Source organism: Brevibacterium sp. LAARM2_SD2, assembly GCF_057364785.1.
In genome coordinates, this window is the sequence record NZ_JBNFOM010000019.1 from 44,825 (window position 1) to 67,091 (window position 22,267).

The 22,267-nt window shown below is 68.5% G+C and carries 24 protein-coding genes; 14 read left to right on the forward strand and 10 right to left on the reverse strand.

Features of this window, described 5'->3' with window-relative positions; translation table 11 throughout:
- The first annotated feature begins 35 nt into the window (after nt 1–35).
- Both AC2W7K_RS12640 and map read left to right on the forward strand, forming a co-directional pair.
- A complete protein-coding gene (locus AC2W7K_RS12640) occupies nt 36–602 on the forward strand; it encodes an adenylate kinase (protein ID WP_486006247.1) in 567 nt (188 codons plus the stop codon).
- Nucleotides 599–1,432, forward strand: coding sequence for a type I methionyl aminopeptidase (map, locus tag AC2W7K_RS12645; RefSeq protein WP_486006248.1), 834 nt, complete (start codon nt 599–601; stop codon nt 1,430–1,432). Before AC2W7K_RS12640 ends, map begins: the two co-directional genes overlap by 4 nt.
- 49 nt (nt 1,433–1,481) lie before the next feature.
- Here map and AC2W7K_RS12650 read toward each other — a convergent pair whose 3' ends face one another.
- Entirely contained in the window at nt 1,482–1,727 is a 246-nt protein-coding gene (locus AC2W7K_RS12650; RefSeq protein WP_486006249.1) for a hypothetical protein, read from the reverse strand.
- A gap of 91 nt (nt 1,728–1,818) precedes the next feature.
- On the opposite strand from AC2W7K_RS12650, the gene AC2W7K_RS12655 reads away from it, so the two are divergent.
- On the forward strand, nt 1,819–2,664 hold the full coding sequence (locus tag AC2W7K_RS12655; protein ID WP_486006250.1) for a PaaX family transcriptional regulator: 846 nt from the start codon (nt 1,819–1,821) through the stop codon (nt 2,662–2,664).
- Nucleotides 2,665–2,697: 33 nt separating this feature from the next.
- Here the strand turns inward: AC2W7K_RS12655 and AC2W7K_RS12660 are convergent, their stop codons facing one another.
- Nucleotides 2,698–3,900, reverse strand: coding sequence for a MalY/PatB family protein (locus tag AC2W7K_RS12660; protein WP_486006251.1), 1,203 nt, complete (start codon nt 3,898–3,900; stop codon nt 2,698–2,700).
- A 168-nt stretch (nt 3,901–4,068) separates the two neighbouring features.
- Here AC2W7K_RS12660 and AC2W7K_RS12665 point away from each other — a divergent pair, with 168 nt between their 5' ends.
- From AC2W7K_RS12665 to rplQ, 9 genes are all read left to right on the forward strand, one after another.
- Entirely contained in the window at nt 4,069–4,437 is a 369-nt protein-coding gene (locus tag AC2W7K_RS12665) for a hypothetical protein (RefSeq protein ID WP_486006252.1), read from the forward strand.
- 299 nt (nt 4,438–4,736) lie between these two features.
- Complete coding sequence (locus tag AC2W7K_RS12670) at nt 4,737–7,049, forward strand: alpha/beta hydrolase (RefSeq protein WP_486006253.1); 2,313 nt, start codon at nt 4,737–4,739, stop codon at nt 7,047–7,049.
- Nucleotides 7,050–7,184: 135 nt separating this feature from the next.
- Entirely contained in the window at nt 7,185–8,516 is a 1,332-nt protein-coding gene (locus tag AC2W7K_RS12675) for an MFS transporter (protein WP_486006254.1), read from the forward strand.
- A 308-nt stretch (nt 8,517–8,824) separates the two neighbouring features.
- Nucleotides 8,825–9,046, forward strand: a complete 222-nt coding sequence (gene infA / locus AC2W7K_RS12680; RefSeq protein WP_009379245.1) for a translation initiation factor IF-1 — start codon at nt 8,825–8,827, stop codon at nt 9,044–9,046.
- A gap of 64 nt (nt 9,047–9,110) precedes the next feature.
- Nucleotides 9,111–9,224: a 50S ribosomal protein L36 gene (rpmJ, locus tag AC2W7K_RS12685; protein ID WP_009379247.1), complete on the forward strand. Its 114-nt coding sequence runs from the start codon at nt 9,111–9,113 to the stop codon at nt 9,222–9,224.
- A 195-nt stretch (nt 9,225–9,419) separates the two neighbouring features.
- Nucleotides 9,420–9,788, forward strand: coding sequence for a 30S ribosomal protein S13 (gene rpsM, locus AC2W7K_RS12690; protein WP_137826764.1), 369 nt, complete (start codon nt 9,420–9,422; stop codon nt 9,786–9,788).
- A 51-nt stretch (nt 9,789–9,839) separates the two neighbouring features.
- Nucleotides 9,840–10,244: a 30S ribosomal protein S11 gene (rpsK, locus tag AC2W7K_RS12695; RefSeq protein WP_009379251.1), complete on the forward strand. Its 405-nt coding sequence runs from the start codon at nt 9,840–9,842 to the stop codon at nt 10,242–10,244.
- Between the two features lie 161 nt (nt 10,245–10,405).
- On the forward strand, nt 10,406–11,404 hold the full coding sequence (locus tag AC2W7K_RS12700; protein ID WP_009379253.1) for a DNA-directed RNA polymerase subunit alpha: 999 nt from the start codon (nt 10,406–10,408) through the stop codon (nt 11,402–11,404).
- 23 nt (nt 11,405–11,427) lie between these two features.
- Nucleotides 11,428–12,006 (forward strand): 50S ribosomal protein L17, encoded by a 579-nt coding sequence (gene rplQ / locus AC2W7K_RS12705; protein ID WP_137826763.1) that lies wholly within the window; start codon nt 11,428–11,430, stop codon nt 12,004–12,006.
- Between the two features lie 410 nt (nt 12,007–12,416).
- On the opposite strand, the gene putP is transcribed toward rplQ, so the two are convergent.
- The 8 genes from putP to purU form a co-directional block, all read right to left on the reverse strand.
- Nucleotides 12,417–13,937 carry a sodium/proline symporter PutP gene (gene putP, locus AC2W7K_RS12710; protein WP_211977959.1) on the reverse strand — a complete coding sequence of 507 codons (1,521 nt, stop codon included), beginning with the start codon at nt 13,935–13,937 and terminating at the stop codon, nt 12,417–12,419.
- A gap of 139 nt (nt 13,938–14,076) precedes the next feature.
- On the reverse strand, nt 14,077–14,931 hold the full coding sequence (locus tag AC2W7K_RS12715; protein WP_486006255.1) for a hypothetical protein: 855 nt from the start codon (nt 14,929–14,931) through the stop codon (nt 14,077–14,079).
- Between the two features lie 37 nt (nt 14,932–14,968).
- Entirely contained in the window at nt 14,969–15,673 is a 705-nt protein-coding gene (locus AC2W7K_RS12720; RefSeq protein ID WP_486006256.1) for a nitroreductase family protein, read from the reverse strand.
- A complete protein-coding gene (locus tag AC2W7K_RS12725) occupies nt 15,559–16,644 on the reverse strand; it encodes a hypothetical protein (protein WP_486006257.1) in 1,086 nt (361 codons plus the stop codon). Before AC2W7K_RS12725 ends, AC2W7K_RS12720 begins: the two co-directional genes overlap by 115 nt.
- A gap of 13 nt (nt 16,645–16,657) precedes the next feature.
- Nucleotides 16,658–17,080 (reverse strand): hypothetical protein, encoded by a 423-nt coding sequence (locus AC2W7K_RS12730; RefSeq protein WP_211977957.1) that lies wholly within the window; start codon nt 17,078–17,080, stop codon nt 16,658–16,660.
- The gene (locus AC2W7K_RS12735; RefSeq protein ID WP_486006258.1) at nt 17,067–17,243 is read right to left on the reverse strand and encodes a hypothetical protein; all 177 of its coding nucleotides are present in this window, start codon (nt 17,241–17,243) and stop codon (nt 17,067–17,069) included. Before AC2W7K_RS12735 ends, AC2W7K_RS12730 begins: the two co-directional genes overlap by 14 nt.
- A 44-nt stretch (nt 17,244–17,287) precedes the next feature.
- Nucleotides 17,288–18,676 (reverse strand): phenylacetate--CoA ligase family protein, encoded by a 1,389-nt coding sequence (locus AC2W7K_RS12740; protein ID WP_486006259.1) that lies wholly within the window; start codon nt 18,674–18,676, stop codon nt 17,288–17,290.
- Between the two features lie 252 nt (nt 18,677–18,928).
- Complete coding sequence (purU, locus tag AC2W7K_RS12745; RefSeq protein ID WP_198498221.1) at nt 18,929–19,780, reverse strand: formyltetrahydrofolate deformylase; 852 nt, start codon at nt 19,778–19,780, stop codon at nt 18,929–18,931.
- 288 nt (nt 19,781–20,068) lie between these two features.
- Here purU and glyA point away from each other — a divergent pair, with 288 nt between their 5' ends.
- Both glyA and AC2W7K_RS12755 read left to right on the forward strand, forming a co-directional pair.
- Nucleotides 20,069–21,343 (forward strand): serine hydroxymethyltransferase, encoded by a 1,275-nt coding sequence (gene glyA / locus AC2W7K_RS12750; RefSeq protein ID WP_211977955.1) that lies wholly within the window; start codon nt 20,069–20,071, stop codon nt 21,341–21,343.
- A complete protein-coding gene (locus AC2W7K_RS12755) occupies nt 21,343–22,224 on the forward strand; it encodes a bifunctional methylenetetrahydrofolate dehydrogenase/methenyltetrahydrofolate cyclohydrolase (protein ID WP_198498222.1) in 882 nt (293 codons plus the stop codon). The genes glyA and AC2W7K_RS12755 overlap by 1 nt, the downstream gene beginning before the upstream one ends.
- Nucleotides 22,225–22,267: the final 43 nt, after the last annotated feature.

The window sequence follows — 22,267 nt, forward strand, 5'->3', positions numbered from 1 at the left end:
CCCCACGGTCAGCGCATTTCTCCGGAAGGACAGATATGAGTTCACGCATCATCCTCATCGGCGCGCCCGGCGCCGGCAAGGGCACCCAGGCGGCACGACTCGCCGAGGCGCTCGACATCCCCGCGATCTCGACCGGGGACATCTTCCGCGCCAACGTCAAGGGCGAGACCGAGCTGGGCACGCTCGCGAAGCGCTACATGGACGCCGGTGAGTACGTCCCCGACGAGGTGACGAACAAGATGGTCGCCGATCGTCTCGCGCAGGACGACGCCGCGTCCGGCTTCCTCCTCGACGGCTACCCGCGCACCGCCGCGCAGGTCGCCGAACTCGATCGGATGCTCGAGGCCCGCGGCCATGAGCTCTCCGCCGTCGTCGAGCTCACCGCCGATGTCGACGAGGTCGTCGCCCGGCTGCTCGCCCGGGCGGAGAAGGAAGGCCGCAGCGACGACAGCGAGGACGTCATCCGCCACCGCCTCGACGTCTACGCCGAGCAGACGCAGCCGCTCACCGACATCTACCGCGAGCGCGGACTGCTGCGAGAGGTCGACGGCCTCGGTGAGGTCTCCGCGATCACCGATCGCATCCTCGACTCCCTGCGATGATCTTCGGTCCCCGGATCGAGCTGAAGTCGCCCGCGCAGCTGCAGAGCATGCGGGAGGCCGGCGCGGTCACGCGGGCCGCGCTCGACGCCGCCCGGGCCGCCGCGGTGCCGGGGGCGACGACCGCTGAGGTCGATGCCGCCGCGGAAGCGGTCATCGCCGAGGCGGGGGCGACGTCGAACTTCAAGGGCTACCAGGGCTTCCCAGCCGTCCTCTGCATCTCCGTCAACGAGGAGATCGTCCACGGCATCCCCGGGCAGCGCGTGCTTGAGCCGGGCGACCTCGTCTCGATCGACGGCGGTGCGATCGTCGACGGATTCCACGGGGATTCCGCCTTCACGATGATCGTCGGCGGGGACGACGCGGGCACGGCGGCCGACCGCGCCCTGTCTGCCGCGACCGAGCGGGCCATGTGGGCCGGGATCGCGGCGTTCGCGACGGGCACGAAGGTCAGCGACATCGGGGATGCCATCGACGACTACGTCACCGAGGCGGCTCCCGACCTCGGTCTCGTCGAAGAGTTCACCGGTCATGGCATCGGCACGTCGATGCACATGCCGCCGGAGGTCCTCAACTACCGCGCGAAGTCGAACGGTCCGAAGATCCGGCCGGGCATGTGTCTGGCGATCGAGCCGATGCTCACGGCCGGCAGCCCGGAGACGGTGACGCTCGCCGACGACTGGACGGTCGTCACCGCCGACGGCTCTCGGGCGAGCCATTGGGAGCACAGTGTCGCCCGGCACGACGGCGGAGTGTGGGTGCTCACCGCACCCGACGGCGGGGCCGCCGAACTCGCCGAGTTCGGGATCACCCCGGTGCCGCCGGGGCAGTGAGCGCAGTGCCGTCGCGGTGCGACGGCATCCGGGTGAGGGGAGTGGGACCTCAGCTGCCGACCGTGGTCCCGCGCGTCGAGGCCGCGACCCCGAGGTACGTGGCGACGAAGACCCCGGAGAACGTCATCAGCCCGAGGGCGAACATCCACACGGCCGTCTCGAGGATCTCGGCACCGAAGATCTGGAAGAGGCAGAAGGCGATGAATGCGGCCGCTGAGCCCGCGAGCAGCCCCGTGATCTTCGCCGTCGAATAGACCCGCTGCCTGCGCTCGAACCTGTCGTTGTCCATGGTCATTCGTCCCTTCTCATCAGCCCTGGTGGGATGGCTCTCACGGTAGGATTGCGCCATGAGCGACGTCCAACTTGCCACGAAACGTAGGCGAGATGTGGGCGATCGCTATCGGCTCACCCGGATCGCCTTCGACGTCGTCTCCGTCTTCGGATGTCTGCGGGCGAGCGGGGTGCCCGGTCCGATCATCGTGCGCATCCTCGCCGACCACGGCTATTCGGCCTCGAGCGTGCGCAACCAGCTCACCCGCATGGCCCAGCGCGACCTCATCTCCCTCGAGCGCTGCGGTCGCGTCACCCAGTACCGGCTCAGCCCGCGGATCCTCGCGCAGTTCCGCGACATCAGCGGCGACCGCGACCTGCCGGAGTTCACCGGCCGCTTCCACGCCGCCCTCTACTCGATCCCCGAGACCTCCCGCCCCCTGCGGGACCGCTTCCAGTACGTCGCGCGCATGCTCGGGTACCGGCAGCTGCGCGCCGGGGTCCTCATCGGCTTCGCCGATCGCAGCCACGCGCTGCGCGCCCAGCTGCCGGGCGACATCGACGGCGGCTGGTACGAGTGCACGCAGATCGTTCCCGCCGACCTCGCCGCGGCGAAGCGGATGACCGCGGTCGCCTTCGAACTCGCCGGTGCCCGCCGGCAGATCGAGGAGTTCGAGGTCGAGATCAGCCGCCTCGGCGGGCCGCGCGACAAACCGGGGGCAGGATTGCCGGAGATGCCGATCGGCCGGTTCTTCGACCTCTACTACCGGGTCGGGCGCGCGGTCATGGAGAACCCGCTGCTGCCGGCGGAGATCGTCGGGTCCGAGCAGCCCTCGCAGCGCTTCCGGACGTTCATGGACCGCTGCAACCTCGAGTACTATCTCCGCTACGACCAGCAGGTGCGGGAGGCGGCGGCGGAGAACGCGGCCTTCGACCTCATCGAATGGCTGCCGGAGGGCTGAGGCTGCGACACCGCTGGCCTGCCGGCCGGGTGCTCAGTCGTGCGGTCCGCGCCGGACCGCGGCGACGAGCCTGCGCACGGCCTCCTCGAGGAGGGGACGGGGGAGGGCGAAGTTGATCCGGACATGGCCGGCGCCGACCTTCCCGCAGAGGCGCCCCTCGGTCACTGCGACCTTCGCCGCCTCGTTGAAGTGCGCCGAGAGCCCTGAATCGAACCCGTAGCCGCGCAGGTCGAGCCATGCGAGGTAGGTGCCGTCGGGCGGGATGTAGGCCGCGTTCGGCAGCTCGGAGGTCAGCAGATCGGTGAGGACGTCGCGGTTGCCCTTGAGGTAGGCGGTGATCTCGGCGAGCCAGTCGCCGCCCTGGGCGTAGGCGGCGGTCGTGGCGAGGATGCCGGGGTTCGCGGCCGCACCGGAGACGAAGTGCCCCTTCCGGGCCCAGGTCTCACGGTCGTGGGGATTCGTGAGGATGAGCTGGGCGCATTTGAGGCCGGGGATGTTGAAGGCCTTCGACGCCGCGGTCGCCGTGGCGGTGTGTCCGGCGGTCACCTCGCTCAGGCTCGCATACGGCACATGGTGGGCGGGATCGTAGACGAGGGGAGCGTGGATCTCATCGGAGAACACCCGCGCGCCCGCGGCCTCGACCACCTCGGCGATCGCCTGCAGCTCCGCGGGCGAATAGACCTTCCCGATCGGGTTGTGCGGGTTGCACAGGACGAGGGTGGCCCCCGGAGTGAGCGCTTCGGCCACGGCATCGAGGTCGACCTGCCAGTCGGTCTCCGTCCGCAGCATCGGCACCTCGATGAGCTCGCGGCCGGTGACCGCGGCGACGTCGAAGAACGGCATGTACGCCGGGGTCGGCAGGACGATCGGCGTGCCGGCCGGGGTGAGGTGCTCGAGCACGCCGATGAAGGCCGCGAGGACATCGCTGGCGAGGTGGACGTGCGAGGCGGGGAACTTCCAGCCGTAGCGTTCGGCGCAGAACGCCGAGGTGGCGCTGCGGAGATCGGAGACGAGGCTCGTCGGCGCGTAGCCGTAGAGGTCGCGGGCGTCGATCTCGGTCAGCGCCTGCCGGATGACGGGAGCGACCCCGAAGTCCATCTCGGCGATGAAGGCGCCGAGGCTGCCCGGGAACGACGACCATTTGCGGCCCCCCTTCGCGACGAGCGATTCCTCGGTGATGGCGTCGAGATCGTCCATGGTGCTCTCCTCCCTGTGCGCGGCGATGACTGTGCTCACGCTAGCAGTCGCCGCGGCCGGTCCCACGGGGACGACGACATGGGAGGTCACGGGGCGGATCGGCGGATGCAGAGGCAGAGCGACGTCGCGGGGTCGATCATTGTCACGAAACGATAACGAAGAGTATGAAAAAATGCTGACCGTTATCTGTGCGTTACGATGGCGACCATGACCCACATCACATTGAGAGGGTCTTCGCGTGTCCTGGGAGCGTCGATCATCGGCGCTTCACTGCTGTTCGCGGGCAGTCTGCCCGCCGTCGCCGCAGGCACCGCGGAGTCACCCGCGTCCACCCAGCAGACCTCGCCGACGGCAGACTCGGCGACCGACACCGACCTCGAGATCACACTCGGCATCGACGCCGAGGTGACCGCGTCGCCGGACCTCACGATTCCCGTCACCGTCGCCGCTGATCCGTCCGGCCCGACCACGCTCACCGTCGTCCGCGCAGCCGGCAACGACCCGTCGACGGGGCCGAGGCCACGGTCGAGGCCGGCACCGGCACCGTCGAGACCGAGATCGACGGTGCGCCGCTGACCCCCGGCACCTACATCGTCAAATCCGCGGACAGTCTGAAGACGAGCGACGACTTCACCGTCATCGCCGACCCCACGGCCGAGCCCACCGAGACACCCGCCGCGCCGGAACCGAGCGAGCCGGCGCCGACCGAGCCGGGAGCGACGGAGGAACCGACGCAGGAGCCGAGCCCGAACGCCGAGGAGCTCGACAAGTACTACCCGCAGCTGGCGAAGGAGCTCTTCGGGCAGGACGACGGCACATACCGCATCCCCGATCCGCAAGGCGGGGGCACCGGTGCCGGCAACGTTCCCGCCGGATTGGAGAAGTACTACAACCAGAAGGTCGACCTGAGCGCGGAGAACTGCGGAAAGCTCGGCTACCCCGACTACTCCGAGCGGATCGGGCGGGCACCGCTGTGCGGTTACCTCATCGCCCCGATCGACGCGGAGGACCCAGCCGCGGGCAATGTCGCGATCGCGATGATGAAGGTGCCCTCGGGCAGGATGGTCGGCGGGAAGTTCGAGAAGACGACGTCCCAGGGCACCGTCGCGTGGAACCCCGGCGGACCCGGCGGCTCGGGCATGACGCTCGGCGTGGCCGGTGCCCTCTACGAACCCGACCTCGCCGCGAACTTCGACCTCGTCGGCTTCGACCCGCGCGGCACCGGCGGCTCCATGCCGTTCTCCCAGTGCTCGACCGATGAGCAGATCGACGCCGACCGCGCCGAGGACGCCTGGTCGGGTGACCGCGACAATGCCGAGGACATCCTCAACGATCAGGCCGAGCGCTTCGCCAACGACTGCATCGAGAACACCGGCAAGCTCTTCGACCTCGGCGAGGGCGGCCAGGAGAATCTCATGAAGCACCTGGGCACGTGGGACGCCGTGGGCGATCTCGACCTCATCCGCTCGACGAGCGGAGACGACAAGCTCGACTTCATCGGCTTCTCCTACGGCACCCGCCTCGGCTACGTCTACGCCCAGAAGTTCGGTGACAGCGTCGGCCGCCTCGTCCTCGACGGCGCCGTCGACCCCGGCAACGTCTCCGCCTACAAGGCGCTCAAGGACATCAACGCCGACCCGCAGGCGTACCTCGATGCCAGCGGCAAGCTCGTGGCCAAGGAGGACGCCGAGGAGGACGCCGACGACTCCGTCAACCAGATCGCCGGCTTCCAGGGCACCTTCGAGCAGTTCGCCCTCGACTGCTCGGCCAAGGGCACGGACGGCAGGACCTGGGGTGAGACCTACCCCGACCTCGAGTTCCCCGCCCGCCTGGCCGAGCTCAAGGACCAGCCGTTCACGTGCGCTCTCGGCGACGGCATCACCGACCGGGAGGAACTGACGACGGCCGTGCAGGGAGTGCTCCGCTCGCTCGAGGGCAACCCGCTGCCGACGGGCATCGACGGCGACGACCGCGAGGTGACGTTCGGCGATGCGCGCACCGGCGTCATCCAGGCCCTCTACTCGGAGACGCTGTGGTCGAGGCTCGCCCTCGGTCTCACCGAACTCAAGGCAGGGGAGTCCGCCGGTGAGCTCATGCGACTCGCCGACGACTACAACTCCCGCGACGAGACCGGCCACTACGATCCGATGCTCCAGGCGTTCACGAACATCCGCTGCACGGACGAGAACAGCTACGGTGACAAGCCGGACCTCGCGGCGCTGCGCGACCTCGCGGAGCGCTACGACGAAGCCGGACCGTTCCAGGCCGCCTCGGTGTCCCCGGGCGTCTACGACTACTGCGACTTCTGGAAGTTCAAGGGCACCCTGCCCAAGCCGGAGAAGCTCACCGCCGTGCCGAACATCCTCGTCGTCTCCACGTCCCACGACTCGGCGACCCCGTACGCCTCGGGAGTCAAGCTCGCCCGCACGATCGACGGCAGCCTGCTCTCGGTCTCCGGGGCCTCGCACACCTCGTACATGTCACGCGATGAGAACAAGGCATGCACGGACGAGACGGTCAACGCGTTCCTCTCGCAGGGCACGGTGCCCGAGGTCGGCGACTTCGGTCCTAAGCTGCCGACACCCGACACGGCCGTCGACGACCGCGGTGAGACGATCACTCTGCCCAACCGGTGCCGGATGGACACGTTCCGCGCCGAGGACTTCTCCTTGTCGCAGGACACCGCGTCGGCCGGGGAGAGCCTCGAGGCGACCGTGAAGCATCAGGCCTCGGAGGAGACGTACACCGTCGCCTTCGAGACCGGCGGCAGCCTCGGGACGCTGACGACCGACAACGGCGGCAACGCCGTGGGCCGGATCACCGTGCCGCAGGACGCGAAGCCGGGCACCTACGTCGTCCAGCTGCTCGATGAGGGCGGCAAGACGACGGCGAACACGACGCTGACCGTGACCGGTGACGACGGCAAGGGCGACGACGACGGCAAGGACAGCGACGGTGCCGGCTCCGACGGCTCCGGCTCCGACGGCGGCGGCAGCGCCGACGGGGACGACCCGAAGGGCGGCGGTGACGCCCCCGGAGGCGGCTCAGCCGGCGGCGGTGACGGCGGCGGCAGTCTGCCGCGCACCGGTGCCGACATCTGGGCGCTGCTCGCCGGAGCGCTCGCCCTGCTCACCGCCGGTGGCTCGTCTACCGGGCCGCGAAGGTCCGGAAACCACGGCACTGACTAAGAACGCGGCCGGGAGTGCGCTCCCGGCCGCGTCGGCGTCGGCTAGCATCGAGGCAGAGCACAGGCGCACCCGGCCCGGCGATGCGGCGGGGCCGGGGAAGCGCTGCGACGACGCGGCGCACAGGCAGGTCAGAGGGTGAGAACGACGGGACGGACATTCCGACACAACCAGTGGGCGCTCAGCCTCGCGCAGCTGTTCGCCGGCATCGGCGTGGCCACGGGCTTCGCCGTCGGCGGGATCCTCGCCGAGAGGCTGACCGGGCGCACGGAGCTCGCCGGCTTCGCGCAGACGGCGTCGATCCTCGGCGCCGGACTCCTCGCCCTGCCCCTGGCCCGGCTCGCCGCCGCACGGAATCGGCGGTGGGCGCTCGGCGTCGGCTACGGACTCGCCCTCATCGGGGCACTGCTCATCGTCGCTGCGATCCTCGCCGGCATCTCCCTCCTCTTCTTCGTCGGCATGGGCTGCTTCGGCTCCGCCACCGCCGCGGGGCTGCAGAGCCGGTATGCCGCGACCGATGCGGCACCGGCGAACCTCAAGGGGCGGGCGATGTCGCTCGTCGTGTGGGCGACGACCGTGGGGTCCGTCGTCGGACCCAACCTCGCCGAACCCGGGGCCAGGCTGGGGGAGGCCCTCGGCATCGACCCCTTCGCCGGACCCTTCCTCATCGCCGTCGCAGGCTATCTCCTCTCCTTCGTCTGCGTGATGTTCCTCCGCACCCCCGCGGTGAACGCACCCGCGGAGGTGCCCGCGTCAGTGGCGTCCCCGCAGCCGGGTGCGACGGTGGGCGAATCCGCCACGGAGGAGACCCCGGTGGAGCAGGGGGCCGTCGGCGATGTCCGCACGACCGCCTCGGTGACGGAAGCATCCCGCCGAGGCGGGGCCTGGCGTGCCGTGCGCCGGTCCCCGGGTGCCCTCTTCGGCCTGCTCTCCGTCGTCACCGGACACATGATCATGGTCTCGACGATGGTGATGACGCCGGTGCACATGGACCATCAGGGATTCGGCCTCGGCGTCATCGGGGTGACGATCGCCGGACACATCTTCGGGATGTACGGTCTCTCCCCGGTCTTCGGCTACCTCACCGACCGCTTCTCGCCGGGACGGGTCATTGCGCTCGGTCAGGCGCTCTTCGCGCTCGCCCTCGTCCTCGGGTTCATCGATGCCGCGGGAGAATCGTCGTTCACTCGGATCTCGATCGCCCTCTTCGTCCTCGGCCTCGGCTGGTCGGCGTGTCTCATCGCCGGGTCGACGCTGCTCACGCAGGACACCGACGAGGCTCACCGGATCGAGGTCCAGGGTCTCTCGGACGCCGGGATGAACCTCGGCGCCGCGGCCGTTGCGGCCTGCGCCGGACCGCTGCTCGCGCTCGGGGGATTCGCGTGGATCACCGTGCTCGGCGCCCTCGTCCTCATGGTCGCCGTCGTCGTCGGACTGCGCACCGGATACGGCACCCGCGCGCACACCTGAGCCGGGCGGTCACCGCGGTTGTGCTGGGAACGAGCGGTCGCCTCGGTGCCGGGGTCGGGATTGTAGGGGAACTCACGCACAGAATCCAGGACCGCCTGGAAGATCTTCGCATCGTCGTGTAGAGTAGATGATTGGTCTGTTCTCACTCAACTCACCCATTCCCGGTTGTGGGCGGCGTCACGCCATCCACAACTTTTCATGTGGGAAAGTCGGGTCCGAATCGGCCGATGGGATCGCCGGTGTTCATCGGCGATCGACGATTACGTCGAACGCGAAGGATTCGCGGGAATACGAGGTTAGCGAACGATATGGCCAAAAAAGAAGGGGTCATTGAGATCGAGGGCACCGTCGTCGAGGCTCTCCCGAACGCATCGTTCCGGGTCGAGCTGAGCAACGGGCACAAGGTGCTCGCACACATCTCAGGGAAGATGCGTCAGCACTACATCCGCATCCTGCCCGAGGACCGAGTCATCGTGGAGCTCTCTCCTTACGATCTCTCGCGCGGACGAATCGTCTACCGCTACAAGTAAGGATCTTCGATCATTCGCGCCGGACTCCCTCACCCGGGGAGACCGGCCGAGAGAAGGAAAAACGATGAAGGTTAAGCCCAGCGTCAAGAAGATCTGCGAGAAGTGCCAGGTGACCCGCCGTCACGGTCGAGTCATGGTGATCTGCTCCAACCCGCGCCACAAGCAGCGTCAGGGCTGAGCAGCTCTTCGAGCAGACGAAGTCCCGCATAGGGACTTCACGCAGCACCACACCCACGCAGACCTCGCCCCCTGCGCGGCGCCTGAGCGCCGAGCAGGACGATACCTTCGGTCGGGGGCCGAGGACCTTGAGGTGAGAACCCGAGGACAGGTCTGCATCAGCACCTCCGAAACATCATTACAGGAGTAAGAACCTATGGCACGTCTTGCCGGAGTCGACATTCCGCGTGAAAAGCGCGTGGAAGTCGCCCTGACATACATCTATGGTGTGGGCCGCACCCGTGCGCGCCAGACCCTCACGGAAACCGGCATCAGCCCGGACACCCGTGTGAAGGACCTGACCGACGCGGAGCTCGTGCAGCTGCGTGACTACATCGAGGGCACGTTCCAGGTTGAGGGCGACCTCCGTCGTGAGGTTGCCGCCGACATCCGCCGCAAGGTCGAGATCGGCAGCTACGAAGGCCTGCGCCACCGCCGCGGTCTCCCGGTTCGCGGACAGCGGACCAAGACGAATGCGCGCACCCGCAAGGGACCGAAGCGCACCGTGGCCGGTAAGAAGAAGTAACATGCTCACCCGGTTGACCGGCGTCAACCACCTCGATCAGGAGTAAAACATATGCCTCCCAAGTCACGCGCCGCTTCAGCGCGCAAGCCTCGCCGCAAGATCAAGAAGAATATCGTTGCCGGCCAGGCTCACATCAAGTCCACCTTCAACAACACCATCGTGTCGATCACCGATCCGACCGGTGCTGTCATCTCCTGGGCCTCCTCCGGTGAGGTCGGCTTCAAGGGCTCGCGCAAGTCGACTCCCTACGCCGCTCAGATGGCTGCGGAGTCCGCTGCCCGCCGCGCACAGGAACACGGCCTGAAGAAGGTCGACGTGTTCGTCAAGGGACCGGGCTCGGGCCGCGAAACCGCGATCCGCTCCCTCCAGGCCGCCGGTCTGGAACTGGGCACCATCCAGGATGTCACCCCGGTTCCGTTCAACGGCTGCCGTCCGCCCAAGCGCCGCCGCGGCTGACCCTTTCCGTGACACTCACCGCAGGTGACGGGCCGACCGGCCCGCCACCCGCGGCGATGCGGATTCTTTGCATAAAACCGAACCGTTCTTCATGACCCGTACGCGGTCATGACGTGCAGTGCGAACGTCATATAGCGGATGTTCGCTGAAAGGAAGCCCACGTGCTCATTGCACAGCGCCCAACACTCACGGAAGAAGTCGTCTCCGATAACCGCTCGCGGTTCGCCATCGAGCCCCTCGAGCCGGGCTTCGGATACACTCTCGGCAACTCGCTTCGTCGCACTCTGCTGTCGTCGATTCCGGGAGCCGCCGTCACCTCCATTCGGATCGACGGAGTGCTCCACGAGTTCAGCACCGTTCCAGGCGTGAAGGAGGATGTCACCGAATTCATCCTCAACCTCAAGTCCCTGGTCGTGTCGTCTGAGTTCGACGAGCCTGTCGTTGCGTACCTGCGCAAGCAGGGCCCTGGCACCGTGACCGCCGCCGATGTCTCCGCTCCCGCCGGAGTCGAGATCCACAACCCCGACCTCCACATCGCCACGCTCAATGGCGAAGGCCGTCTGGACATGGAGCTCACCATCGAACGCGGACGCGGCTACGTGTCGAGCGCGCAGAATAAGAACGCGGATGCCGAGATCGGCCGGATCCCGGTCGACTCGATCTACTCGCCTGTTCTCAAGGTCACCTACAAGGTGGAAGCCACTCGTGTCGAGCAGCGCACCGACTTCGATCGCCTCGTGCTCGATGTCGAGACCAAGCCGTCGATGACCCCGCGCGACGCCATCGCGTCTGCGGGCAAGACCCTGGTCGAGCTGTTCGGACTCGCCCGTGAGCTCAACGTCGAAGCCGAAGGCATCGAGATCGGCCCGTCGCCGGTCGACGCCGCACTCGCCGCTGACCTCGCCCTGGCGATCGAGGACCTCGACCTGACCGTGCGCTCCTACAACTGCCTCAAGCGTGAGGGCATCCACACCGTCGGTGAGCTCGTTGCTCGCAGCGAAGCCGACCTCATGGATATCCGCAACTTTGGTTCGAAGTCGATCGACGAGGTCAAGGCCAAGCTCAACGAGCTGGGTCTGAGCCTCAAGGACAGTCCTGCCGGGTTCGAATCCGGTCTCGCGGAAGAGGACCAGTCCTACGTCGAAGACGAACAGTACTGATCTAGACCTAGGAGTTTCTCACTATGCCTACCCCCACGAAGGGCCCCCGCCTCGGCGGATCGCCCACGCACGAGCGCCTCATGCTCAACAACCTGGCAGCTCAGCTCTTTGAGCACAAGCGCATCACGACGACCGTGACGAAGGCCAAGCGCCTCCGCCCGGTTGCCGAGCGCCTCATCACCGCAGCGAAGAAGGGCGATCTCGCCGCTCGTCGCCGCGTGCTCGCGCAGATCGGCGACAAGTCGATCGTCCACGAGCTCTTCACCTCGATCGCCGAGACGATGGCCGAGCGTCCGGGTGGATACACCCGCATCACGAAGATCGGCCCCCGCAACGGCGACAACGCCCCGATGGCCGTCATCGAGCTCGTCCTCGAGCCCTACTCGCCGAAGCAGGCGACGGTGAAGGAGGCCGAGCAGGCCACCGCCGCCGCAGCCGCTCCCGCTGACGAAGAGGTCGTCTCCGACGACGTCACCGTCACCGAGGATGCCGACGGCGATGTCGTCGTCGACGAGGTCAAGGTCACCGAGGATGCCGAGGGCAACGTCGAGACCGACGAGACCGTCGAGGTCATCGACCCGGAGGCCGGCAAGGACAAGTGACCCCAGCCTCCGCGTGAGGCCGGGCGCACGTTCTGCGCGCCGTTCACCTCAGGCGGGCACCCCAGCGCGGGTGCCCGCCTGAAGTGCATTCACGGGGACTTTGCGGTGGCAGTGGCGCATCGTGTGCGTGCCACTGGTCCCTCGTTCAACAGGTGCCGTGAATATCGCGTCTTGGGGGACGACTTTTTCGCGGGAAGTGTTGAGTGAGCGCAGTGGGTATGTGCTGTGCGCCTCCTTCAACAGCTGGCGTGAATATCGCGTCTTGGGAGACGACTTTTTCGCGGGAAGTGTTGAACGGGCGCGACGGCGAACCTGCATGACACCGAACCTGTACGACACCGAACGCGAACGGCCCGCTGGTCCTGGTAGACCGGCGGGCCGTTGTGCTCACGCAGTGCAGGCGAAGGCGTTCACTGCACCTTCGAGAGCTCCACTCCTTCATCGAACTCGCGCTCGATCTCCGGGTTCGGCTTGTAGGTGGCGAGGCTGACGACGACGGCGACGATGAGATTGATCGCGAAGCCCGGGATGATCTCGTAGATCGCATCCGTCAGCGGGGTGTTGAGCTGCCCCCACACGAAGGCGACGACGGCACCTGCGATGAGTCCGCAGAGCGCGCCCCAGTTCGTCAGCTTCTTCCAGAACAGGGTGAGGAGGACGATCGGACCGAACGAGGCGCCGAATCCGGCCCACGCGAAGGCGACGAGGTCGAGGATGCTGTTCGACGGCGAGATCGCGAGCAGCACGGCGATGACGGCGACGACGAGGATGCCGAGGCGACCGAGGAGGACATACGTCTTGTCCTGCAGGGTGCGCTCTGATCCGACGCGCGCGGCGACGATCTTGAAGAGGTCCTCGACGAGCGCCGAGGAGGTGACGACGAGCTGCGAGGAGATCGTCGACATGATCGCCGCGAGGACGGCGGCGAGCACGAGACCGGCGATGAACGGGTGGAAGAGGATCTGCGCGAGATCGAGGAACACGGTCTCGGGGTCCGTCGGCGCCTGGTCCGCATGCTGCGAGAAGTAGGAGATGCCGACGATCGCGGTGGCGATGGCACCTGCGGCGGAGATCGCCATCCAGCCCACGCCGATCCGGCGGGCGACGGTGGCGTCGGCGGGAGTGCGCAGAGCCATGAAGCGGACGATGATATGCGGCTGCCCGAAATACCCGAGGCCCCAGGCCAGGGAGGAGATCACGGCCAGGTAGGTGCCGCCGGCCCAGAACGGTCCGGAGCCGAAGAGGCTGAGCAGGCTCGGATCGATCGCACGGACGTTGGCGATCACCTCGGCGGGGCCGCCGGCGTTGATGACGGCGACGATCGGCACGGCGATGAGGGCCGCGAACATCAGCAGCCCCTGGGCGACGTCGGTGAGCGTCGCACCGAGGAAGCCGCCGAAGAGCGTGTAGACCATCGTGATCGCGGCGACGATGAGCATGCCGGCGAGATAGTTGAGGCCGAAGCTCGATTCGAAGAACTTGCCCGCCGCGACCATGCCGGAGGAGACGTAGAACGTGAAGAACACGAGGATGATGAGGCCGCAGACGATCCGCAGGAGGTGAGTCCGGTCCTGCAGCCGCTCTTCGAAGAAGCTCGGAATGGTGATCGAGTCACCGGCGGTCTCCGTGAAGGCGCGCAGGCGCGGGGCGACGAATTTCCAGTTCACCCAGGCGCCGACGGTCAGGCCGATCGCGATCCACGCCTCGACGAGGCCGGCGAGGTAGATGGCGCCGGGCAGACCCATGAGCAGCCACCCGGACATATCGGAGGCACCGGCGCTGAGGGCCGCGACCGACGGGCGCAGACCGCGGCCGGCGAGCATGTAGTCATCGAGGCTGTCCTTGGTCTTGCGGTACGCGAACCACCCGATCGCGAGCATGCCCGCGAAGTACAGGATGATGGCGATGGTCCGGAATGTCGGCTCCGACATGATGATGTGCCTCCTTGTCTCAGCATCGGAGACTCTACATCACCTCGGACGTGTGGTGTGAATAACGTGTGAGTAACATCAGAGCCCTGGATTTTCGCGGCTCCTGCCTCTACACGTGCGCTCACGTCGTCGTTCCCGGTCAGCGGCGAGCCGACCGGGGCACCGGGGTCGTCGAGCGGCCGATCGAGAACGCGGCGAGCGGTCGCGTCGTCGGTCCGTCGCCGAGGCGGTCGCGCAGTCTCGCGTGCGTCGCCGGGCAGTCCTTGATCTCCGAGTGGACGTCGACGCGCAGGCCCGCCCGATCGAGGAGCAGCCACGTCCGCAGCAGATCTCGGCCGAGTGCGATCTCGCGGGCCGCATCATCCTTATCCTCGGTGACCGCGAGGACGACGTGGTGCGGGGCTCCCGTCCGCGCCGAGGAGGTCGCCGGGTCGTCGGCGGTCGTCGAATCGTCGATCGGCGCCGGGTCTCCTGGCTCGTGACCGACGAGAGGAAGACCTGATCCACGGCGCGGGCCGCGGAGACGGTCCCGGAGACCGTCGACCCATCCGGCCGGGGCGAGGGCGGTGGCGAGGCCCCTAGCGACGAGCGGCCGGAGGCGGGGACGGTTGAGGACCCCGGCGAGTCGGGCGGCCGCGGTGGGGATCCGCAGGCAGGCGGCGCTCAGTCCGTCCTGTCGGTAGGCGGGGTCGGCAGGATCGAAGCGCAGCCAGGTGAGGGTTTCGGCGAAGACAGCCGGGTCGGCGAAGGAGTGTCGGGTGGCGCGCGTGAGCAGGGCGGTCCACTCGTCGTCGGGGATCTCGACGAGGCGCGCCCCCGATCCCGCCAGTGCCGCGTCGGCGTGGCCGACCGCCTCGGCGAACGCGGTGTCATCGCGGGACAGCGGACCGCGGTCGACCTGACGGTGACGGAGATCGGCAGTGGTGAAGGACGGCCAGTCTCGGTGGCCGCCGGCCGGCACCTCACGGTCGTCACCGCTCGCCGTGTCCCGCAACCCGCGTCGTCGCCGGGATCGGCGCTGACGGTGACCCTCAGCCGGACGTCGAGACTCGGTCCCCACCGTCGACGGAGGTGACCGCGGTATCGAGTCCCGCCTCGGCGGCGGCGATCGACAGCGCCTCGACCCAGCACCCGATCGAGAGGTGGAGATCCTCGGACCGCGGGTCGCCGACCGGGAGGGTGCGGGCGGGATCGACGGTGAGTGCGACCTCCGCCGATGTTCCGTCGTCGGCGATCCGCACGATTCTCGGCACCCACGGCTGCGTGTTGTGCGCCGAGGGGGAGCGTCCCGCCGTCGCGAAGAGGTCGGTGAGGAGCGCGGCGTCGATGCGCGCCGCCGGGGTTGCAGGTGCGACAGTCGCAGACTGGGTGCTCGGTTCCGCGGAAGTCGGCTCCGCGGGGATCGGCTCTGCGGAAGTCACTGCCACGGTCGCCGTTGCTGCAGTCGCAGCTGCGGTCACCGGGACTGCAGTCGCGGACGCAGGTACGGCCGGCCCGACGGCGGGATCCGCGGCGGTGCTCGCTGCGCGGTGCCGGTCGAGGAAGCACAGGGAGTGCAGCGGCGTGCCTCCGGCCTTGGCGAAGACCGCCGCGGAGGCGGGATTGTCCTCGGCGATGAACGTCACCCGCAGGCGCCGGTAGCCGCCGGCGGCGAGTCCGGCGTAGACGTCGCCGAGGACGAGGGAGAGCAGGCCGGTGCCCTGGAAGCGCGGATCGGTGCCCTGGATGATGAGCACGGCGTCGCGGAGACGGGAGCGGTGCCGCAGCAGGTCGCGATCGCCGCCGGACCGAGGCGACCGCCATGCCGGCGCAGCACCGGCGCGGGGTCGGGGATGACGAGGGCGAAGCAGCGGGAGGGGGCGTCGTCGGCCTCCATCTCGCCGACGACGTCAACGATGAGGGACGGATCCATGAGAGCGGCCATGCCCGCCATCTGCGACCGCAGCTGGGCAGGGGAGATCGGCGTGTAGTACGGCAGAGCCGCGAACGCCGCGTTGAGCGCCGGCAGCATCCGCCCGGCGAAGCTGCGCAAGCCCCACCGGGACACCGGACGGCGGCGCAACCCGTGCGCGGCCCACGCGGTCGCGGTCGCCCGTGCGTGCGGGACCTCCCCGACGGCGACCTCCCACGTCTGGGCGGGCCCCCACTCCCGGAAGCCCGCGGCCCGGAACGCGGGAGCGAAGAACGCCGGGTTCCACGCGGTGTCGAAGAACCCGGGATGGTCGTGGCCGGCGGTGACGAGCCCGCCGGTGACGTTGGGCAGCGGAGAGACCGGACCGAAGACGCGGGCGGCGCCGAGGTGGTGCGCCCGCTCGTCGATGAGCGCGATGATCGCGGTCAGGGCGGTCTCGTCGGCGGCCTCGAGGGCTCCGAAGAAGAGCGTCTCCGGTGCCTCCGCGATAGGGCCGTCGCTGATCCGCTCGGCGAGCAGTCGCGAACGGTGGCACATCACGCGCCCGACCGGGGTGCCCGCGCTGTCACGGACGAGCCAGAGTTCGACCGCCTCGGCGAACCATCCCGTGCCCGACTGCCACTCCGCGATGTCGGCGGCGAACAGCGGCACCGCTCGTTCGGTCTCGCCGCGGAGCGCGGCGATCCGCGGGCCGAGGTCGATGAAGGTCCGAAGGTCCGCCCGCGAGGCCACGCGATGGGCGGTCATCCCCGTCCCAGTGGGCACGCTCGTCCCGTGCCCGGCAGATCCGGTCATCCCGGTCCCACCCTCATTCCTCGCTCGTCGGGGTGAAGGTCTCGATCATCCCCAGGCGGCCGTCCTCGGCGCGGAATTCGCCGTTCGTGTACCCCCACTCCTCGGCGTCGAAGATGCGGATGAAACCGCCGCGGGCCGGGGAGCTGTCCCCGGCGCCGACGAGCCAGTGCATGATCTCGACGTGTTCGGGGGTGCGGGCGAAGCGCATGAGATCGTCCCGGGTCGCGAAGGCGACGAGGAGGCCGATCCGGTCGGGGAACTCGTAGTAGCTGCGGTGCCACAGATAGCCGGGGGCGCGGCGCAGGGCCTTCGCGAGCTTCGGCCAGCGGCGCACCTGGCCGAGCATGCTCAGCGGATTGCGGTACCGGTTGGCCCCGAGGAAGAACGACTCGGCGCGCGCCTGCGGAGGGGCGAGGGAGAAGTCATTCGATCGCATTGCTCTCCTTGGGTTGGAGGTAGACGTTCTTGATCTTCGTCGAGGCGGTGGCGAAGGGACCGGTGCCGAAGTCGTGGATCTCGATCTCGAGCTCTGCTGTCGTCGGATCCTCCTTCATGCTCTGCGCGAAGTCCCTGGACACCGAGGCGAGATGGCCGAGCACGCCGGCCCGGATGGTCTCGGCGAGCTCCTCGCGCTCGCCGGCGCTCAGCTCCTCGTTCCCTTCGGCGCCGTCTCGCGGAGTTGGATGTGGAGGGCGGGGCGGTGCTCGTGGTCGGCGAGTTCGCGCAGTTCGATGCGGAAGGACTCGATGAGGTGGGCGCGTGGGTTGTCCCGGTAGAGGCCGTTCTCGATGTCGAGCGGGTAGATGTTGGCACCCATATAAGAGATCGTCGAATCCGACCGGCCGAAGAGGAGGACGAACGGCAGCTTCATTCCGTTGTCGGCGAAGGCCTGTGAGCACTGCCGGGCGAGCTCGTGGTGGGCGCGGGTGAGCTCGACCATCGTCGGGAAGTCGATGAGCTTTGCCTCGTCGCCGATGTTGTAGCGCAGCCGGGGACTCATCACCGATGCCGAGTTGATCGTCGCGACGAGTTCCCCGTCGGCCGTCGTCTCGAGGTAGGTCTCGAGGGGGTTGTACTGGAAGACCATGGGCACGCGGGACTCCTCGGGGCCGAGCACCTCGGCGCGGAAGGCGAGGTCATGGGCCAGGGCCCGGCGGATGACGACGGAGAGGTCGGACTCCCCGGCCATGCCGATCGTGAGATCCGAGGCCCCGTACCCGGAGTAGACCCGGTGGAACCGCTGCTCGAGATAGTCGCGCAGGCCCTCGGTCATCGCCTCCCCGCCGACGAAGCCGTTGATCCGGTACTCGTCCCAGACTCCCGGCTCGGCGTCCATGCGGTCGACGAGGTGCTTGAGGAACGGGGGATAGGCACTGATGAGGTACGTGTGGCCGGGGCCGAAGTGGCGCATCGTGTCGAGGATCTTCTCGAGGTCGGGTCCGGTGTTCTTCACCATCGCGACCTTCGCCATCGCCAGGCCCGTGTTCGTCCCCGTCGCCCACGCGCCCATCGAGAACGCGTTGATGCAGAAGAGGTCCGCATCCCCGAAGAGCATCGTCACATACCCGGCGACGTTCTTGTGGACGGTGTCGAGCTCGCGCTTCGACCGCATCCAGTTGAACGGCGTGCCCGAGGAGCCCGAGGACTCGTCGACGACCGTGCCGATCCGCTCGATCCGCCCGCCCCAGCAGCGGTGCTCCTCGCTGTAGACGCGGACGAAGTCGTCCTTCGACGTCGGAGTGTAGGCCTCGAGGTCCCACCACGTGAACGTGAACCCGGTGCGCGCGAGGTAGTCCTGGTAGGCGGGCACGTCGAGGGAGGCCTGCTGGCAGATCATCCACGCGTTGAGCCGGGCGAAGGGCTCGAGCTTCGGCGAGTAGTGCCGGGCGGTGAAGCGCCAGATCGCCGGGTGGAGCCGGTACGTGCCGTAGGCGGCCGTCAGGCCGAGGTTCGCGGTGCGCAGCAGGGCTTGGCGGGCGAGGTTGATCGGTCCGCGGGGGATCGGCAGGCGCCGCAGGTGAGTCTCACTCATAGTCGAACGGTAGCCCAGGTTGACCGCCCGGGACCCGTGTGCGGCGCAATTGTGTCAGAACCGCACCACCGGGGCCGGTTGCGTCGACGGCGGAGGGCGGAGAGCGGGCTGGGTCCGCACCGCCCCGTGAGCGAGCGGTGATGCCCGCCTCGGTGGGCCATGGGGACGATCCTCGCCTCGGTGGGCCGTGGGGACGTTCCCCGCCGAGGCGGTGGCCCGTGACGATGCCCGCCGAGGCGGTGCGGCGTGGGGTCAGTCGAAGACGACAGTGCGATGACCGTCCATGAGGACGCGGCCCTCCGCGTGCCAGCGGACCGCACGGGCGAGCACGGCCGCCTCGACGTCCTGGCCGCGGGCGACGAAGTCGGCGATGTTGCGGTTGTGGTCGACGCGGGCGACGTCCTGTTCGATGATCGGGCCCTCGTCGAGGTCGGGGGTGACGTAGTGGGCGGTCGCTCCGATGATCTTCACCCCGCGGGCGTGCGCCTGATGATAGGGCTTGGCGCCCTTGAAGCTCGGCAGGAACGAATGGTGGATGTTGATGACCCGGCCCTCGAGCGCCGCGCAGAGGTCGGGGGAGAGGATCTGCATGTAGCGGGCGAGGACGATGAGTTCGACGTCGAGGTCGGTGACGAGGCGACGCAGCTGCGCCTCGGCGGTCTCCTTCGTCTCCGGGGTGATGGGGATGTGGTGGAAGTCGTGGCCGTGGAACTCGGCGAGGGGGCGCAGCGCATCGTGGTTGCCGGCGACGGCGACGATGTCGATGGGCAGCTGGCCCGCGCTCTGCTGGAAGAGGAGGGTGTTGAGGCAGTGGGCGGCCTTCGAGACGAGGACGAGGGTGCGGGTGCGCTTCTGTGCGGGCTGGAGACCGAGCGTCATCGAGAACCGGGCGGCCGCCTCGGCGAGGGCCGTCTCCAGGTCCGCCTCACTCACGGGAGCCGGGGTCGTGAAGTGGACGCGGAGGAAGAACTGGTGGGAGTCGGGGGAGGAGAACTGCTGCGATTCGGTGATGTTCGCACCGAGCCCGGCCAGCGCCCCGGTCACGGCGTGGACGACTCCGGTCGCATCGGGGCAGGTGACTCGCAGGATCCATTCTTCGCTCATAGCCGCGAGTCTAATCGGGTGCGACATCGTCCCCGGTCAGCCGTCCGACATCCGGCAGCGCAGGCAGCAGTGACAACGCGGCTGTCGGCCTGCTGTCCAGACGACCGCGCAGACGGCCTCAGCGGCGACCCCAGCGGCGACCCGGGCGGGCCGCTTGGACCCGCACCATCCCGGGCTTCCGGCAGACGGGCGGCCGGGCGGGGGCCGGGGCTTCGCTGTTAGCATTGCCTCGGAACGCGCGCGGGGGAAGACCGCGCCGCCGAATCTCGACGCCACAGGAGTGCAACCATGTCCGAATCCTCGCTGCAGGCTTCGCTTGCAGACATCGACCCGCAGATCGCCGAAGTCCTCGACCTCGAGCTGGGGCGACAGCGGTCGACGCTTGAGATGATCGCCTCGGAGAACTTCGTGCCGCGCGCCGTTCTCGAGGCGCAGGGGTCGGTGCTGACGAACAAGTATGCGGAAGGGTACCCGGGCAAGCGCTACTACGGCGGCTGCGAGTTCGTCGACATCGCCGAGGACCTCGCGATCGACCGCGCCAAGAGCCTCTTCGGCGCCGAGTACGCCAACGTCCAGCCGCACTCCGGAGCCTCGGCCAATGCCGCTGTCATGCACGCGCTCGCCCGTCAGGGCGACAAGATGCTCGGCCTCTCGCTCGCCCACGGCGGCCACCTCACCCACGGCATGAAGATCAACTTCTCCGGTCGCCTCTACGATGTGGCGTCGTACGAGGTCGACCCCGACACGTACCGCATCGACATGGACCAGGTGCGGCAGAAGGCCCTCGACCACCGCCCCGAGGTCATCGTCGCCGGATGGTCGGCGTACCCCCGCCAGCTCGACTTCCAGGCCTTCCGCGACATCGCCGACGAGGTCGGAGCGAAGCTGTGGGTGGACATGGCCCACTTCGCCGGTCTCGTCGCTGCCGGACTCCACCCCAACCCGGTGCCCTTCGCCGATGTCGTCTCCTCGACGGTGCACAAGACGATCGGCGGACCCCGGTCGGGCTTCATCCTCGGCAAGGAGGAGTACGCGAAGAAGCTCAACTCGGCCGTCTTCCCCGGCCAGCAGGGCGGACCCCTCATGCATGTCATCGCCGCGAAGGCCGTGGCCTTCAAGCTCGCCGCCTCCGAGGAGTTCCGCGACCGGCAGGAGCGCACCGTCCGCGGCGCGCAGATCCTCGCCGATCGCCTCCTCGCCGCTGATGTCGCCGAGGCGGGTGCCACCGTGCTCACCGGCGGCACCGACGTCCACCTCGTCCTCGTCGACCTCCGCAACTCCGCCCTCGACGGCCAGCAGGCCGAGGACCTCCTCCACGAGGTCGGCATCACCGTCAACCGCAACGCCGTGCCCTTCGATCCGCGTCCGCCGATGGTCACCTCGGGGCTGCGGATCGGCACCCCGGCGCTCGCGACCCGCGGTTTCGGCGACAAGGAGTTCACCGAGGTCGCCGACGTCATCGCCGAGGCGCTCAAGCCCGGCGCCGACGTCGAGGCGCTCGCCGCCCGCGTGAAGAAGCTCAGCGACGACTTCCCCCTCTACGAAGGACTGGAGCAGTACTGATGGCAGCGCAGATCCTCGACGGCAAGGCCGTCGCAGCGCAGATGAAGGACGAGATGCGCGCCGAGGTGGCCCGTCTCGCCGCACAGGGCATCGTCCCCGGACTCGGCACCGTCCTCGTCGGCGACGATCCCGGGTCGAAGTGGTACGTCGCCGGCAAGCACCGCGACTGCGCCGAGATCGGCATCGAGTCGATCCGCCGCGACCTGCCCGAGACGATCACCCAGGACGAGCTCTTCGCGGTCATCGACGAGCTCAACGCCAACGACGCCTGCACCGGCTACATCGTCCAGCTGCCGCTGCCGGACCACATCGACACCGATGCCGTCCTCGAGCGCATCGACCCGGCCAAGGACGCCGACGGACTCCACCCGACGAACCTCGGCCGTCTCATGCTCAACGTCAGCCGGAAGATCACGACGCCGCTGCCGTGCACACCGCGCGGTGTCATCGAACTCATGGTGCGCAACGGGATCGACCTGCCCGGCAAGCACGTCGTCGTCATCGGCCGCGGCGTCACCGTCGGCCGGTCGATCGGCTCCCTGCTCACCCGCCGGGAGTACAACGCGACGGTCACCCTGACCCACACGGGAACGACGAATCTGCCGGAGCTGCTCGCCCAGGCCGATATCATCGTCGCCGCCGCCGGGTCCCCGCGCCTCGTCAAGCCCGAGGACGTCAAGCCCGGCGCGATCGTCCTCGACGTCGGCGTCTCCCGGGAGGAGGACCCCGAGACCGGGAAGTCGAAGATCGTCGGCGACGTCGATCCCGGTGTCGCCGAGGTGGCCGGGTGGATCTCGCCCAACCCCGGTGGCGTCGGTCCGATGACCCGGGCCCTGCTGCTGCAGAACGTCGTCGACATGGCGGCACGCTCCGCCGAGTGACTGAACCTCGATCGTCGAGCGCCGAGTGTCGAGCGACTGCCCA

Bases quoted from the DNA above. Each gene is read 5' to 3' on its own strand.
- AC2W7K_RS12740 (WP_486006259.1), bottom strand. From the start codon at position 18,676: ATGAGTGAGACTCACCTGCGGCGCCTGCCGATCCCCCGCGGACCGATC.
- glyA (WP_211977955.1), top strand. From the start codon at position 20,069: ATGTCCGAATCCTCGCTGCAGGCTTCGCTTGCAGACATCGACCCGCAG.
- AC2W7K_RS12725 (WP_486006257.1), bottom strand. From the start codon at position 16,644: ATGACCGGATCTGCCGGGCACGGGACGAGCGTGCCCACTGGGACGGGG.
- rpmJ (WP_009379247.1), top strand. From the start codon at position 9,111: ATGAAGGTTAAGCCCAGCGTCAAGAAGATCTGCGAGAAGTGCCAGGTG.
- purU (WP_198498221.1), bottom strand. From the start codon at position 19,780: ATGAGCGAAGAATGGATCCTGCGAGTCACCTGCCCCGATGCGACCGGA.
- AC2W7K_RS12755 (WP_198498222.1), top strand. From the start codon at position 21,343: ATGGCAGCGCAGATCCTCGACGGCAAGGCCGTCGCAGCGCAGATGAAG.
- rpsM (WP_137826764.1), top strand. From the start codon at position 9,420: ATGGCACGTCTTGCCGGAGTCGACATTCCGCGTGAAAAGCGCGTGGAA.
- AC2W7K_RS12665 (WP_486006252.1), top strand. From the start codon at position 4,069: ATGACCCACATCACATTGAGAGGGTCTTCGCGTGTCCTGGGAGCGTCG.
- AC2W7K_RS12640 (WP_486006247.1), top strand. From the start codon at position 36: ATGAGTTCACGCATCATCCTCATCGGCGCGCCCGGCGCCGGCAAGGGC.
- putP (WP_211977959.1), bottom strand. From the start codon at position 13,937: ATGTCGGAGCCGACATTCCGGACCATCGCCATCATCCTGTACTTCGCG.
- rpsK (WP_009379251.1), top strand. From the start codon at position 9,840: ATGCCTCCCAAGTCACGCGCCGCTTCAGCGCGCAAGCCTCGCCGCAAG.
- infA (WP_009379245.1), top strand. From the start codon at position 8,825: ATGGCCAAAAAAGAAGGGGTCATTGAGATCGAGGGCACCGTCGTCGAG.
- AC2W7K_RS12730 (WP_211977957.1), bottom strand. From the start codon at position 17,080: ATGCGATCGAATGACTTCTCCCTCGCCCCTCCGCAGGCGCGCGCCGAG.
- AC2W7K_RS12650 (WP_486006249.1), bottom strand. From the start codon at position 1,727: ATGACCATGGACAACGACAGGTTCGAGCGCAGGCAGCGGGTCTATTCG.
- rplQ (WP_137826763.1), top strand. From the start codon at position 11,428: ATGCCTACCCCCACGAAGGGCCCCCGCCTCGGCGGATCGCCCACGCAC.
- map (WP_486006248.1), top strand. From the start codon at position 599: ATGATCTTCGGTCCCCGGATCGAGCTGAAGTCGCCCGCGCAGCTGCAG.